The sequence below is a fragment of the Paraburkholderia fungorum genome, from assembly GCF_046026025.1.
GTDB classification, from domain to species: Bacteria; Pseudomonadota; Gammaproteobacteria; order Burkholderiales; family Burkholderiaceae; genus Paraburkholderia; species Paraburkholderia fungorum_E.
Genome location: NZ_JAQQFL010000066.1, coordinates 1 through 15428, shown reverse-complemented (window position 1 = coordinate 15428; position 15428 = coordinate 1). Strand labels below are relative to the sequence as shown.

Annotated in this window: 4 protein-coding genes; all 4 read right to left on the bottom strand. The window is 64.6% G+C overall.

Annotated features, from left to right (window positions below):
• On the bottom strand, positions 1-6345 hold a 6345-nt coding region (locus PQR67_RS37700; RefSeq protein ID WP_408467873.1), incomplete at its 3' end, for a non-ribosomal peptide synthetase.
• 178 nt (positions 6346-6523) lie between these two features.
• Positions 6524-8986: a TonB-dependent siderophore receptor gene (locus PQR67_RS37695; RefSeq protein WP_408467872.1), complete on the bottom strand. Its 2463-nt coding sequence runs from the start codon at positions 8984-8986 to the stop codon at positions 6524-6526.
• A 206-nt stretch (positions 8987-9192) separates the two neighbouring features.
• Positions 9193-12588 carry a non-ribosomal peptide synthetase gene (locus PQR67_RS37690; RefSeq protein WP_408467871.1) on the bottom strand — a complete coding sequence of 1132 codons (3396 nt, stop codon included), beginning with the start codon at positions 12586-12588 and terminating at the stop codon, positions 9193-9195.
• 16 nt (positions 12589-12604) lie between these two features.
• Positions 12605-15428: condensation domain-containing protein (locus tag PQR67_RS37685; RefSeq protein WP_408467870.1), on the bottom strand; the 2824-nt coding region annotated here is incomplete at its 5' end.

Below are 15428 nucleotides of genomic sequence, written 5' to 3'. Positions count from 1 at the left end.
ACCGCCCGCCTTCAGCACCGCCAGCAGCGTCACCAGCATCTCCACCGAGCGCTCCAGCGCCACCGCGACCATCACGTCGCCGCGCACACCTTCGCGGATCAGGCGATGCGCCAGGCGATTCGCTCGCGTATTCAGCGCTGCGTAATCCACGGTTTCGTCGCCGCAGACCAGCGCAATCGCCCCCGGCGTCGCGGCGGCCTGACGTTCGATCAGCTCGTGCACGGCAGCGGCATCGGCAAACGAATCGGTGTTGCATCCCACGTGCTGCTGCAGCGCGGATGAGTCGTCATTCAGCAACGTCAGTTCACCGACAAACCCCGCACCGCACAGTCCGCTCAATAGGAACCCGAACTGTTTCAATAACCGCGCCACCCCTGCCGCATCGATCCCGTCTTGCGCAAAACTGCACCGCGCGCGCAGCACGCCGTCAATCTGCGCGACTGTCAGCGTCAACGGATAATGCGTCTGCTCGTGGCTCGATACATCGAGGACCTGCAAGCCACCAGGCGCGGCCGCCTTCAACGCGGCATCGACCGGATAGTTTTCGAACACGATCAGGCTGTCGAACAGCCCCTCGCCGCCTGCGCCTGCCCATCGTTGAATCTCGTTCAGCGGTGTGTGTTCGTGCTCACGCGACACCAACGCCTGCGCCTGCATCGCGCGCAACCAGTCGCCGATGCGCATGCCGGCGCGCGGCGACGCGATCACCGGCAACGTATTGATAAACAAGCCCAGCAACTGTTGCGCACCGGGCAGATCGTCCGGACGACCGGCAACCGTCGCGCCAAATGCGACTGTGTCCTGCGACGTATAACGCTGCAGCAACAACGCCCATGCGGCCTGCACCAGCGTGTTGACCGTCACCCGCTCCTGTCGCGCGAAGACGGTCAGCCGCTCGCTGGCCGCGCCATCCAGGTCGAGATGCGCCTCGGCGTAGCCCGCGTTTCTCGTCGTGGCATCGACGCTTGCTTCAGCCGCCGCTGCGTCGCCGCGCAACGCAGGCGCGAGTCGCGTCGGCGTATCGAACCCGGCAAGCTGATCGCGCCAGTACGTTTCGCTGGCGTGGGAATCGCGCTTCAGCAACCATTCGACGTAGTCGCGATATCGTCCGCCACGCGCCGCCAGCGGCTCACCGCCGTAGTGACGCAGCACGTCGCCGATCAGTTGCGATGCGCTCCAGCCGTCGAGCAGCACGTGATGCACGGTCCAGATCAGGTGATAGCGCGCGTCGCCGGTTCGCACCAGCGCCAGCCGCTGCAACGGCGGACGCGTGACGTCGAAGCCCTTCGCGAGTTCGGCTTGCGCGAGTGCATCGAGTTCTGCCGGCACCGAAGCGCTATCCCGTGACGCACGCTCGCGCCAGTCCAGTTCGTCGAGCGGTAACGATGCGCTCTTCGCGACCCACTGCAACAGCGCATGGCGATGCTGGAGAAAGCCGGTGCGCAGGATGTCGTGACGCTCGGTCACCGCGCGCCACGCCGCGCGGAAACGGTGCGCGTCGAGCCCGTCGAGATCGACGCGCAGTTGATTGCGGTACGCGCTGTCGTCGGGGGTCAGCCATGTGTGGAACAGCATGCCGGCCTGCATCGGCGGCAACGGATAAAGGTCTTGCAACTCGCGCGCGGTTACCGGCAGCGTGGCGGTCAATGCGTCGAGCTCGGTCTGGGTCAAGCGCGCCAACGGAAAATCGGACGGCGTCACGCCGCTTGGACCGCTCACACCGCTCGCATCGCTCGCATCGCTCGCATCGCTCGCGCAATGTTCAATCAATCCAACCAGCTCCGCGCGGAAACCTTGCACAACCCGTTCGATCGTCGACTGATCGAAACGCACGCTGCTCCATGCGAGCGTCAGGTGCAACTCGCCGTCGAAAACCTGGCCCGCGATCGACAGCGGATACGTCAGCCGCGCGTGCGGATCATTGGTCGTCCCGGCCGATTCGGTCGCAGCACGCCAACCCGCATGGGTATCCAGTTGACCGTCGATCTGTCCAAGGTAGTTGAACAGTGTGTCCGAATGCGCCTGCAGGTCGGGCAGCATGCCATATCCAAGACCGCGATCCGGCACATTGCGCAGCGCTTCCTTGACGCGCTTCAGCGCCGTCCCAGGCGCACCACCGGCGTCGAGTACAACCGGATGCACACTTGTGAACCAGCCTACCGTGCGGCTCAGATCGACGCCGTCAAACAGGTCCTCGCGGCCATGTCCTTCGAGATCGATCCGGATTACCGAGCCGCCGGTCCACGCGCACAGCGCACGACCCAGCGCGGTCAGCAACAGATCGTTGACCTGAGTGCGATACGCGGCCGGTGCGACTTGCAGCAAGCGTTGTGTGAGGCCGCGATCGAGTTGAAGTTCGGTAGTGCGCAGCAGCGCGCGGGTTTCGGCAATGCCGCCCTGGGAATCCTTATCGCAAGGCAGGCTCGCCGAGGTCGCCAGTTGCGTGCGCCAGTAGGCGCATTGCGCCTGCACCGCGCCGGACGCCGCATAGATCGTCAAACGCTGCGACCACGCGCGATACGAGGTTCCGTTCGACGGCAAACGCACATCATCGGGCGTGCGTTCGCCGTCCAGTTGCGCGAAGGCACGCTGCAGATCGTCGAGCAGAATGCGCCACGAGACGCCGTCGATCACCAGGTGATGCACCGTCAGCAATACGCGGCTCGTGCCGTCCGCGACGTCGATCAATAGCACGCGCAGCAGCGGCCCATGTTCGATATCGAGGCTAAGCTGCGCCTCGTCGCACAGCGCTTCGATCTGCTCGCACGTATCGGCGCGGCGCATCCACAGTATCGGCTGCGCATCGCTGAAAACGGCACCGGGCTGTTGATGCCAGTTGCCCTGCGCGTCGCATGTGAAACGCAAACGCAACGCTTCATGATGCCCGACCACCACGCGCAGCGCATCGTGCAAGCGCGTAGTGTCGATCGGCTTATCGCTCGACAACAGCACCGACTGGTTCCAGTGATGACGATTCGGAATATCGCTGCCGAAGAACTCGCGCTGGATCGGCAGCAATCCTATCGGCCCTTCAACCTGCGTTTCGTCCTCCGCGAAACCGGTATCCGCATCGAACGCCGGATTCAATGCCGCGTTCAGTCCAATCGCCACCGCCGCCAGTTCCGCAATCGTCTGCCGCTCGAACAGCTGACGTGGCGTGACTTTCCAGCCTGCCTCGCGAGCGCGCGCGACGATCTGCAAACTGAGGATCGAATCGCCGCCCAGTTCGAAGAAGTTGTGATGCCGGCCAATTTCGTCGATGCCGAGAATCTCGCGCCACGCGGCCGCGAGCGCCATTTCCGCGTCGCCCTGCGGAGCGGCATACGCTTCGCGGTCGAATTGCGGCACCGGCAAAGCATGGCGATCGACCTTGCCGTTCGGATTGATCGGCAACGCGTCCATCACGACCAGTGCGCCCGGCACCATGTAATCCGGCAGTTCGGCCAGCAACGCCGCGCGCAACGCCGCCGTGTCGAGCGGAATCGTGGCCCCCGCGGCTATCGCGTCGACGCGTGCGCTCACGTAACCGACCAGCCGCGTGCCGCCCGGCCCCTCCTGCGCGACGACCACCGCTTCACGCACACCCGGCTGCATCAACAAGGCCGATTCGACTTCACCCAGCTCGATCCGGAAGCAGCGAATCTTGACCTGATGATCGAGTCGCCCCTGATACTCGAGCTCGCCGTCCGCACCCCAGCAGACCAGATCGCCGGTGCGATACAGGCGCGCGCCGTCCTGACTGAACGGGTCGGGTACGAAACGCTCGGCGGTCAGCGCGGCGCGTCCCATGTAGCCGCGCGCCATCCCCCGGCCGCCGATATACAACTCGCCGTGCAGGCGATCGGCAAGCAGGTTCATGTCAGGATCGAGCACGTAGACGCTGCGCTCGCCGACCGGCCGGCCGATCGGCGCGTAGGCGCTATCGAACACGCTGTCGGCGTCGGCGATCCAGGCGGTTGGCGTGATCACCGTTTCAGCGGGACCATAGGCGTTGACGATGCGCCGCGGACGCAAGCTGCGCCGTACCGCGTCGAAACCGCGCTTCTGCCAGCCCTCGCCGCCCGAAATGCAAGTCTTGATCGAGACACTGCCGACCCCGGCCGTCGACGGCAACAGATCGACATAAGCGGGCGGCAGATGCAGGATCGTCACGCGCTTGTCGCGCGCTTCCGCGAGCAGGCGCTCGGGAGGCCAGTCGCCCATATCCCGGATCACGATGGCCGCGCCGTTGACCAGCGGTGTCAACCATTGCTCCGCGGCGGCGTCGAAACTGATCGAGAAAAATTGCAGTTCGCGGTCGCCGGGCTGCACGTCGTAGCGCTGCGCGATCGCTTGCAGGTGCATCGACAGCGGACCGTGCGCGACGCCGACGCCCTTCGGCCGCCCCGTCGATCCCGACGTGTAGACGACGTACGCGAGTGTGCCGTCGAATACGCGCACATCCGGGTCATGCGACGGTTCGGCATCGAACGCCGTGCTATCGAGATCGATCAGGCGCATGCCCTCACGCGACGGCAAACCGCCGCGCAAATGACTTTGCGTCAACAGCAGCACGATGCCGCTGTCGTCCAGCATGTACGCGAGCCGGTCGTTCGGATAGGCGGGATCGAGCGGCACATACGCGGCGCCCGTTTTCAGCACGGCCAGCAGGCCGACGATCAGTTCGACCGAACGCTCGGCGGCGATCCCGACCCGCATTTCCGGCTTGACGCCGAGCGCCATCAAACGATGCGCCACGCGATTCGCGCGCATGTTCAATTCGCCATAGCTGACAGTGACGTCGCCGAACAGCAGCGCGGGTTCGTCGGGCGCCTGCGCGGCGCGTCGCGCGATGGACACGTGCGCAGGCGGCGTGGCGGGATAAAGCTCGTTCGTGCGGCCGCGGGCCAGCAGACTTGCGCGTTGCGCGCCATCGAGGATATCGAGCGCGCCGAGCGGCGCATCGGCGTGCGTCAGCAACGCGTCGAGCGCGATCTCGTACTGCGCGGCGAAACGCGCGATCGTCGCGGCGTCGAACAGATCGACGTCGTACACAAAGCGCGCCTCGAGCCGTTGCGTGTTGAAGCCGACGTGCAGCGTCAGATCGAATTTGGCGTCATCGGCAGGCAGATCGACGACGTTCACGCGCATGTCGCCAAGCGTCAGCGTGGCCGGTTTCGCCGTGTCCTGGTAGCCGAAGCTCACCTGAAACAGGGGATGACGGTTGACGCTGCGTTCAACGCCAAGCGCCTCGAGCAGGCGCTCGAACGGCAAGCCGGGATGATTCAGCGCGCCCACCGATTCCGCCTGGATCCGGCGCAGCCAGTCGCGCACCGGAAGCTGCGCGTCGGGCCGCGCGCGATAGATCTGCAGATCGACAAAGAAGCCGATCAGGTGGTCGACGTCAGGCCAATGCCGGCCCGCGCCAGGCACGCCAACCAGGAATTCGTCCTGCTGGCTGACGCGCGCGAGTACCAGTTGAAACGCGGCGAGACAGAACACGAACGGCGTGACGCGTTCGTGGGCGCAGAATGCCGCGATCCGCGCGGCAACGTCCGCATCCGCATGCAAGGTTTGCGCCGCGCCGCGAAAACGCAGCACGTCGGGGCGAAAACGATCGGTGGGCAGATTCAGCACCGGCAACCGGGTGCCGAGCGCTGTGCGCCAGTAGTCGAGATCGGCGCGCGCGGCGTCGCTGCGCACATACTGCGCTTCGCGGCGCGCGTGATCGGCATACTGGATCGGTAACGCGGGCCAGCGTGGTGTCGAGCGCGCCTCGCCTTGCGGGGAGGTTTCGGCCGCTTCGTAGGCAGCGGCCAGATCGCGCGCCCAGATTGCATTCGACCAGCCGTCCGACACCAGATGATGCAGCGCGACCACCAGCACATGCCGCTCGTCACTCGCCGAATGCACGCCGACGCGCAGCAACGAGCCATCGAGATCGAACGGCTTGCGTGCTTCGCTTTCGAGCGAGCCGTGACACCACGCATCGCCCTTGAGCAGATCGGACGCATCGAGCCGCCGGTGCGTAATGGAGAAATCCACTTCATCCAGCACCTTCTGGCAGGTCACGCCATCGTGCTCGACGAAGCGCGTGCGAAGAATCTCATGACGGCCGATCACCCCCTCGAATGCACGCGTCAGACGCGCGAGATCGAGCGGCCCGTGGAGCTCGAAACCGTGAACGATGTTGTAAGCCGTGCTCGACGGCTCGTAGCGTTGCATAAACCACAAGCGCTGCTGCGCGACCGACAACGGCGCCGGAAGAGGGTCGGCAGGTACCGTACGCTGCGCGGATCCGAAGGACAGATCCGCTGCCAGCAGATCGATCAGGTCCTGGTCGTCGTTGCTCAAGTGCTCGCTCATGGCTGTGTATCTCGTGGATGATGCAGACAGATCAAATCGGTTACACGTTCACGTTCGAAATCAGGCAAGCCCGGCACGGCAGCAGTGCCCGCTTCCAGTCAGATCGAAGCGCGTGCCGCGGCGGGATACGCGCCGTGCCCCTTACGATGCGAGATCGAAGCGGCGCGGCGCGTGGTCGTTACATTTGCATCCGCAGCTTGAACAGCAGTTGGCGCGGGTTGCCCCAGAAGGAGCTGCCCGTCGACGAAATCGAATCGTAGTAATGACGGTCGAACAGATTCGTCACGCTCACCGATGCCGTCAGGTTCTTGTTGATGTCGTACGCGGCGCGCAGATCGAAGGTCGCGAAGGTGCCCTGGCGAACCGTACCGACGCCGTCGGTGGCGGAGATGCCGCTCGACACGTACGCGCCACCGCCCACCGAGAACCTGTTCAGATTGCCCGGCAGCCTGTAGTTGGTCCACAGCTTGAACAGATGCTTCGGCGCGACGCTCTGGAACGCGAAGCCGTCGGCGTTCGTGCTGGCGTCGAGGAACTGCGCATTCGTGTACGTATAGCCGCCGAACACGCTCCAGTTCGACGTCAACTGGCCGGTCGCCGTCAATTCGACACCGCGGGACCGCGCCTTGCCCGCCGCGACCACGAAACCCTGGCCAGGGTAGCGCGGGTCGTCGAGCGCGCGATTCTTCTCGGTCAACTGGAACAGCGCGATATTCGTGTTCAGTTGACCGCCGAAATACTCGCCCTTCAAACCGATTTCATACTGATCGCCTTCGAGCGGTTGCAGCAGGTTGCCGCTCACATCGGTGCCGGTCTGCGGGACGAAAATGCCGGTGTAACTGACATACGCCGAGTAAGTGCGGTTGATGTCGTAGATCAGGCCGGCATACGGCGTAACGCGGCCCGAAATATGGTGATGCTGGGTCGCATCGCCCCAGTAGTTGGCCGCCGGGTTCGGCGTAAAACCGTAGTCCCACCATGTCGCGCGCGCGCCGAGCACCAGTGTCAGCGGGTCGGCCAGGCTGATGCGCGTATTGGCGTACAGGCCGTACTGGCTCGTCGATTTGGTTTCGTCCGACACCGGGCCGTCAAAAGCCGGTTCGGGAATCGACGAGAAAATACTGCCCGTGCTCTGGCAGAAAACATTGCCGCCCGAACAATAGAAGTTGCGGGTCCGAATGCTCTCGTGGAGATAGCTGCCGCCAACCGTCAGTTGATGCGTACGGCCGAGCAACTGGAACGGCCCGCTCGCGGACAGATCGACCGATTCCTGCTGATCGTCCTGAGCCCATCTGGTCGCGCCGATCGTGCCGTTATTGGTGACCGGATCGATCGGGCCGGACACGTTGCCGTTCAGAATCGACGAGCGGTTCTCGAGATAATTGAAAGCGAGTTTGGTGCTCCAGCCGCCGCCCAGTTTCTGCGTCAGCGTCGCGAACGCGGTCGTGATGTCGTAGGTATTGTCGTTCCACGGCGCGCCGAGATAGGTCGAGCGCGGCAGGTTCAGGAACATGTAGTTCGAATAGGTCGGCGTGCCGGTCCACATCGCTTTCTGATCGGTCTCGGAGTAGCTCGCGCCGATCTGCAATTTGGTCTGCGAGGTCAGATCCGCTTCGAGCGTGCCGTAGATGTTCTTGCTGCGGCGCCACGTCGAATCCTGGGTCAGGTCCTGACGATCCGCCTCGGCGACGAAGCGGCCACGCAACGAGCCCGCTGCGTTGATCGGGCCGCCCACATCCACCATGCCGCCGACTTCGTTATACGTGCCGCCGTACAGTTCCGCGTTCATCGAAAACGTGCTCGGCGCCTGCTTGCGCACCAGATTCAGCGAGCCGCCCGGGCTGCCGAAACCGTTCATCAGGCCGTCCGGGCCGCGCAGCACTTCGACGCGATCGAACATCGCGAGATTCGGGGCAATCGATGCAAGATTCTGATTGCTGGCCACGCCGTCGAGCAGCCACGTGTCGATCGGGAAACCGCGCGAATAATAGTTGGTGCGCTCCGAATCCGCGTAAACGACACTCACGCCGGGTGTCGCGCGCATCGCATCGGTCAGCGTGGTCATGTTCTGTTGCTGAATCTGCTCTTGCGGAATCACCGTCACCGTCTGCGGGATTTCGCGCTGCGTGAGCGGAATCTTCGAGCCGATCGTCGTGCGGGGATTGACCGCGTTGGCGGCGGTGTCCGCCGCGTTATCGCTCACGGTGATCGCGGGCAACGTGCTGCCGGCGTTGCCGGTGTCGGTCGTGGTATTGGCTGGAACGTTCTGTTGCGCTACGAGGTACGCGTCGCCGGTTTTCACGGCCTGCAAGCCGGACGCACCCAGGATCTGTTGCAGTGCCTGCGGCGCCGCGAGCCGACCATGCACCGCAGGCGCTGTCTTGCCCGCCACCAGTTCGCTCGAGTAGGACAACTTCAGGCCGGTCTGACTCGCGAGTTGTTTCAGCGCCTGATCGAGCGGCTGCGCCGGCGAATCGATCAACTGCGGCGCGTCGCTTTTCGCATGCGCCGCCATGGCAAACGCCAGCCCGGCAATCAGCGCGCCGGCGCTCAGCACCCGGCGGCCCGCCGATCGACCGGTCGTCGCCGCCCGGTCTCGCCCCTCTCCCATTCCCCGCTTCCCCTTGGTCTCTTCTCTCATGCCCGTTCCAAACGCTGGTAGTTTTTTAAGAAACAGCGAACGCCGGCATGACGCTCAATCTGTCGCTTGAGGTACGCCGCCGAACGCCCACTTTAATGATAATGATTCTTATTACTCACGCAAATTGTGAATACTAAACGGAATCATTCCTATTACGCAACTCATTACGCAAGGTTTGCGGCCGGTTTCACGGCTTCACCGGTTCATTACCCCGCCGCTTGCTCGCGTACGCGCATCTGTTCGCGTGCGCGTTCCTCGATCTGCGCGCGCTCGGCGGGATCCATCGCGTCGAGCTTCAGACGCAATTTCGCCGTTCGCTCAAGCACTTCCGGCGTGCCGTGCAGCGCCGCCAGCGAGCGCGCGAGTTCGGCGACGTTCGGATGTTCGAAGATGAGACCGGGCAACACGTCGATACGCAGCAGATCGCGAACTCGCGAGGCCAGCCGGATCACGAGCAGCGAATCGCCGCCGAGTTCGAACAGGTTCTGGTGAATGCCGACGCTGTCACGCTCCAGCAACGTGGCAAGGTTCTGTGCGAGCAGTGTTTCCAGAGCGGTGCGCGGAGCTGTTTCCGTTATTGCGCCGGATTGGCCGCTCAATGCGCGGCCGGGCTCGGCCAGCGCCTGCCGATCGATCTTGCCGTTCGGCAGACGCGGCATCGCCGCCAGGACGACCACGCGCGCCGGCACCATCGGCTCCGGCAAGCGTTCGGCCAGCGCGACGCGGATTGCCGTTTCGGCGACCGTGGGGTCGTCGCACGTGATGAAGGCGGCCAGATAGCGATGCGCGTCGTCGCCGAACGCGCGCACCACGGCCTGAGCGACACCCGGTACGGCGCGCAGCGCCGCTTCGATTTCGGCGAGCTCGATACGAAAGCCGCGCAATTTGATCTGGTCGTCCGCGCGGCCCGCCAACTGGATACCGCCGCCCGGCAGATAGCGCGCCATGTCGCCGCTGCGGTACAGGCGCTCGCCGGGCTGGAACGGATCGTCGATGAAGGCGCTGTTTGCGCTGTTTGCGCCGGACCGGCCCGACGCGTCGAGATAGCCTCGACACACCTGGGCGCCGCCGATAAACACCTCGCCGAGCACACCGACCGGCGCAAGCCGCTGCGCCGCGTCGAGCACGTAGACATGGCAATTCGGCAGAGGTGTGGTGAGCGCAAGCGCGTCGGCCGATGCATGCGCAAGCACGCTGTCCCCATCGGTCCGCGCACCGAATTCATGAACCAGCACGCCGATCGTCGTCTCCGTCGGACCGTAGTGATTGAATATCCGGCATGCCGGATCGATGGCACGCACCTTTTCGGCAAGACGCCGCGGCACCGGCTCGCCGCCGAGAATCAGCGTGCGTGGCACGACGGCGCCGCGCGTATCCAGCAACGCGTCGAGATGCGACGGTGTCATCTTCAGGCAATCGATCGACTGGTCGCGCAGGAAGCGCGCGAACGCGGCCGCGTCGTGCGTATCGTGTGCGTTCGCAACGACGAGGCATGCGCCGTTGTAAAGCGCGCCGAACAATGCCGTATTGCCGAGATCGGCGGCGACGGTCGAGGTCAGCGCGACGCGGCGCACGTGCGCGAGACCGAGCGTTGCGCTCACACCCGCTACATAGTTCAGCAATTGCCGGTGTTCGATCACGACGCCCTTCGGCTGACCGGTCGAGCCTGAGGTGAACAGGACGTACGCCGCGTCAGCGGCTTCCGGCTGGTGAGGCGCGGCCGCATTCGCGATGGGTGGATTCAAGGCGATCTCGAACGATGTCGCGTCGAGCACGGCATACGATGCGTTCGCGAGATCGTCGGGGCTCAACGATGCGTAGTCGTCACGCAGGCACAGCACGAGCGACGGCTTCGCCTGCGCCACGATCGCACGGCGCCGCGCCGCGGGCCACGCAGGATCGAGCGGCAAATACGGCGCGCCGGCCTGCATCACCGCCAGTAATGCAACGACTTGCGCGGCGCAGCGCGGCATCGCCAAGGCAATGGGTGTGCCGCGTGGCGCGCCGATTGCCGCGAGTTGCGATGCGAGCCGCGCGACGCGTGCGTGCAGTTCGCCGTAGCTCAGCGCCGCCTCGTCGCCGACCAGCGCGGGCGCGTCAGGCGTGCGCGTCGCCCAGTGCGCGATTCGCTCGCCGACGGTCGACACACATTGAGCGTGCGCGCCGCTCACATCGAGCGACGCACCGCGCCAGTCCAGTAGAGCGCGTTCCGATTCTGCGTTCGTCAACGGCAGATCGGCGATCCGATCTTTGCGCTGCGCCGCCAGTGAAGGCAACGCCGTCAGCACATTCACATATTGATCGAGCAACACGGTCATTGCGTCGCGTGGATAAACATCGTCCGCGTAATGCAAGGCGACGCGGACAATCCGGCCATCGGCGTCGATATCGGCTTGCAGGCCCAGTTCGCAGTCCGGCAACGGCCCATTCAACGCATCGATTTCCGCCGACAAGGTCGATACCCCGGCACCGCCGATCGCAACCGTCACAGCCGGATCCGCCTGAACGAAGCTCACGCGTTTTGCGGATGCCGTCAGCAGAGCGGAATGCGATGCAGCGTATTCCTGCCACCGCCGATGCGTCGCGAGCGTCGTTTGCAACGCCCGCGCAACGTCGATGAAACGGTCTTCCGGCGCGCAACGCAGCAGAACCGGCAGCACTTGCTGGTACGCGCCGATGCCGGCTCGCAGCATGTCGTAATCGCGACGGCAGTCGTGTTGCCAGCCGCCGTCCCACGCCGACGCACCGCTTACGCGCGCGAGCACGACCCACCATGCCGCCTGGGCAATGACGTCTGCCGAAAGTTCATGATCGCGCGTGAACACGTCGTAAAGCGCGTCCCGGCTTGTCGCGTCGAGTTCGACCGCAAGGGGTTGCGCTGCACGCTTTCGCGCGCCTTCGGCAGCCACGCGCCGGCGATACGGCAAACTCGCCGCGCCTTGCGTTTGCGCGGCCACGTCGGCGGCATAAGCGCGCCAATACTCGGCGGCGGCGGGCGCGTCGTCATCGCGGCTCAACTCGTCGCGCCATTCGACAAATTGCGTGTACTGCACGGGTTCGTCGTCCGCTTCCGGGACATCGCGCAACGCATAAGCGTCGACGGTTGCGCGCAACAGCGCGGCAAGACTCGCGTCGTCCGCCGCCGCACGAGACGCGATCAGCACGAGTCGCGCCGTATCGGCATCCGCGCGCAGCAACACCGCACGTAACGGATGCGCGTCTTCATGGCACAACGCCGACGCACCGAGCGTAGGCGAAATGCGTGTTATGGCATCGCGCCCGGCATCAGCGAGCGTCGCGGGTGAGCACTCGACGCGTTCGATCGAAGGCACGGCCAATGCATACGGAAACTGTCTCGGTTGCACATAGCCCGGCACGTGCCGGAACGCGGTCTGCGTGATCTCGTGACGCGCGCAGACGCTTGCGAAAGCATCCGCGAGTCGTGCGTCGTCAAACGGACCGCGCAAGCTTACGCCCAACACCGCAGGCGCATCGCGCCCGCCTTCGGCGTTCGCAGTCACGTCGCGCGCCGTCAGCACCTCCCGTTGCGCGGGCGACAGCGCCACGCCATCCGTGTCCATCTGTTCTGCAAAATCGTTCATCGTCTCTGCCCGCCCTTCACGGATAAGTTTCGTCTGCATTCACAGCGGATACCGAAGCCGCCGCGAGTGCATCGCGCTCGACCATCGCGCCCATCGCGACCACGATCTTGCGGGGTTCTTCGTACGGGTCGCGCGCATGCGCGACCAGCATGTTGTCGAGCATCACGACATCCCCCGCGCGCCATTCGAAGCGCACCGCGCACGCTTCATAGGCCTCGCCGATGACCGCCAGATCGGCTTCGTCGATCGGTGTTCCGTCGCCGTAGCAAACGTTGCGCGGCAACTGGTCCGGGCCGACCATCTTCAGCAGATCGGCGCGAATATCGGCGCGCAGGAAGTACGGATGATGCAGTTGCACCTGATTGAAAAACGCCAGTTCGCCGGTCACCGGATGGGTGATGACGCCTGGACAGATCGTGCGCGTTTGCAGTCCGTCATTCGGCAGCCAGCGGAATGCGACGCCTGCCGCACGCAAACGCGTTTCGACGTCGGCACGCACCTCGGTGCCGAAAAAATCCTGCCACGCGACGTCGAGCCGATCCGTGAACGTGCGGATATACATCAGGTGCTTCTCGCGGAATGCCTTCACGATCGGCGCCGGCAAGCGCCGCAGCATCTCGCGGCAATCGACGATCGGCGTTGCTCCGCCCACCTTCGAGGGCAGTTCGCAATAGAACCACTGCTTGCGCGGCCAGCGCTCCAGGTGCGAGCTTTCGTTGTGGAACAGGATCATTTCGCGTTCCGGATACGGCGTCGACCGGTAGGTATTGCGGCCGCCCTCCTTCTTGGGCAGATCGCCGTAACCGCCGTATAGCCCAGGCGACATGGCTTCAGCGAATGCCTCGAAGTCCGCCACGGAGCTCAGGTTGAAACCGCGGAACAGGATCGTGCCGTGATGTGCAAGCGTCGCGTCGATGAACGCGCGATGCTGCCGCGCCCACGCGTGCGGATCGACGTCGGAGGTCCAGGGCTCGCAGACGGCCGGCAGCGCTTGTTCCGCTTGCAGCGCGCTCACGCGTGCCGGCGGGCGAGTGGTGTCGGCCACGCTCTCGACGTTCGTCACGGCGTTGGCCGCAACCGGCGCGCGCGGTCCGCGAGAGGCGATTTTTTTCAGCTTCGCGAGCTTGTCCTGCTGCGCGGACTGCGCCGATTGTGTGGTGTGGGCGATGTGAGAGGCCTGCGCCGGGCCGTCAGCGTCGGCGGAGCGCGGCGGATTAGTCGCGTGAATCTGAGTTTGCGTCACGATGTTCTCCAGAAGACTGAGCCATTCGACGCTCCATCGCTGGATTGTCGACGGCTTGAAAAGCGCGGTGCTGAACACCCATTCGGCACGCCACGTGCTGTCGTGCGGTTCGATGAACAGCGCCATGTCGAACTTCGAATACACGCTCGGGCGTTCGAGCGTTTCGCTGACGACGCCGGGCAAGTCCAGCGTCGTCGCCGGCGTGTTTTGCAGCACGAATAACGCCTGAATCAATGGATTGCGACGCCGGTCGCGCACGGCTTTCACCGTGTCGACAATCTGATCGAGCGGCAATTGCGAGTGTTCGAGCGCGCTGATAGTCGATGCGCCGGTATCCGCAAGCCATCTGCCAATGTCGAGCGGCGCGTCGCCTGCATGGCTTGCGTCGATTCGCGAGCGCAGTGGCACGACGTTGACGAAGAAGCCAATCAACGCTTCCAGTTCGACCCGCTCGCGGCCCGCGACATCGGTGCCGACCAGCACATCGCGACTTCCTGTCAAGCGATGCAGCAGCAGTTGATAGCTCGCCAGCAACACGACGAACGGCGTCACGCGATAGCGTTGCGCGGCGTCTTGAACCTTGCGCGCCAACGCGGCATCGAGCGTGCAAAGAAGCGAATCGCCGGCTTGCGACACAGTCGGCGGGCGCGGGAAATCGACCGGCAGATCGAGCGCATGCGGTGCGCCGTCGAGACGCTCGCGCCAGAATGCGCGCAGGCCATCGGTGCGAGCGCCATCGAGTTGCTGCCGATGCCACGCGGCGTAGTCCACGTATTGCACGTCGAGCGGCGCGAGCAACGCGTCGTGCGTCCCGCTTTGCGCGGCACGATAGAACCCGCTGAATTCACTGACGAGCACGCCCATCGACCAGCCGTCGCAGATCAGGTGATGCAGCGACAACATCAACCGATGACGTTGCGGTGCAAGCCGAACGAGCGTCGCTCGCATCAACGGACCGCGCGTCACGTCGAACGGACTGTCGATGCGGGTTCTCGCGAGTTCGTCCAGCGCGGCGCGTTGTGCATCGTCGTCGAGACCGGACAAATCACGGCTGACGAAATCAGGCACCTGGTATGCCGCTATCGACGCGTAGGGTTGGCCATCGCGATCCGGGTAGCTGGCCCGCAGTGTTTCATGGCGCGCTGTGAGCATCGCGAGCGCCGTCTGCACGTGCGCCGCGGACAACGCACCGTCCAGCTTCACCGTCGCGGTGACGTTATAGGACGCGGCGTCGTGCGTCGCGAGCCGCGCGGCGATCCATAACCGGCGTTGCGCGGGCGACAGCGGCAGCGTACCCGTGCGTGGAAGTTTTCCGATCTGCTGCGTATCCGCGGACGGCTCGCGCGACGCGTGTCCGATGTGCGGTGCGAGCGCCGCAAGGGTCGGGTTCGTGAACAACGCGCGCAACGCGAATGCGCCGTCGAGCGTCTCACGGATTCGCGCGCTGACCTGCATCGCGATGATCGAGTCACCGCCGAGTTCAAAGAAGTTCGCATGACGGCCGACCTGCTCCACACCCAGCACGTCCTGCCAGATCGCGGCAAGCGCGGCTTCGACTGGGTCTTCCGGTGCTTCGTTCTGTGCTGTGTGGTTCGCG

Coding starts and splice junctions, on each gene's coding strand:
- PQR67_RS37695 (WP_408467872.1), bottom strand. CDS start 8,986: ATGAGAGAAGAGACCAAGGGGAAGCGGGGAATGGGAGAGGGGCGAGAC.
- PQR67_RS37690 (WP_408467871.1), bottom strand. CDS start 12,588: ATGAACGATTTTGCAGAACAGATGGACACGGATGGCGTGGCGCTGTCG.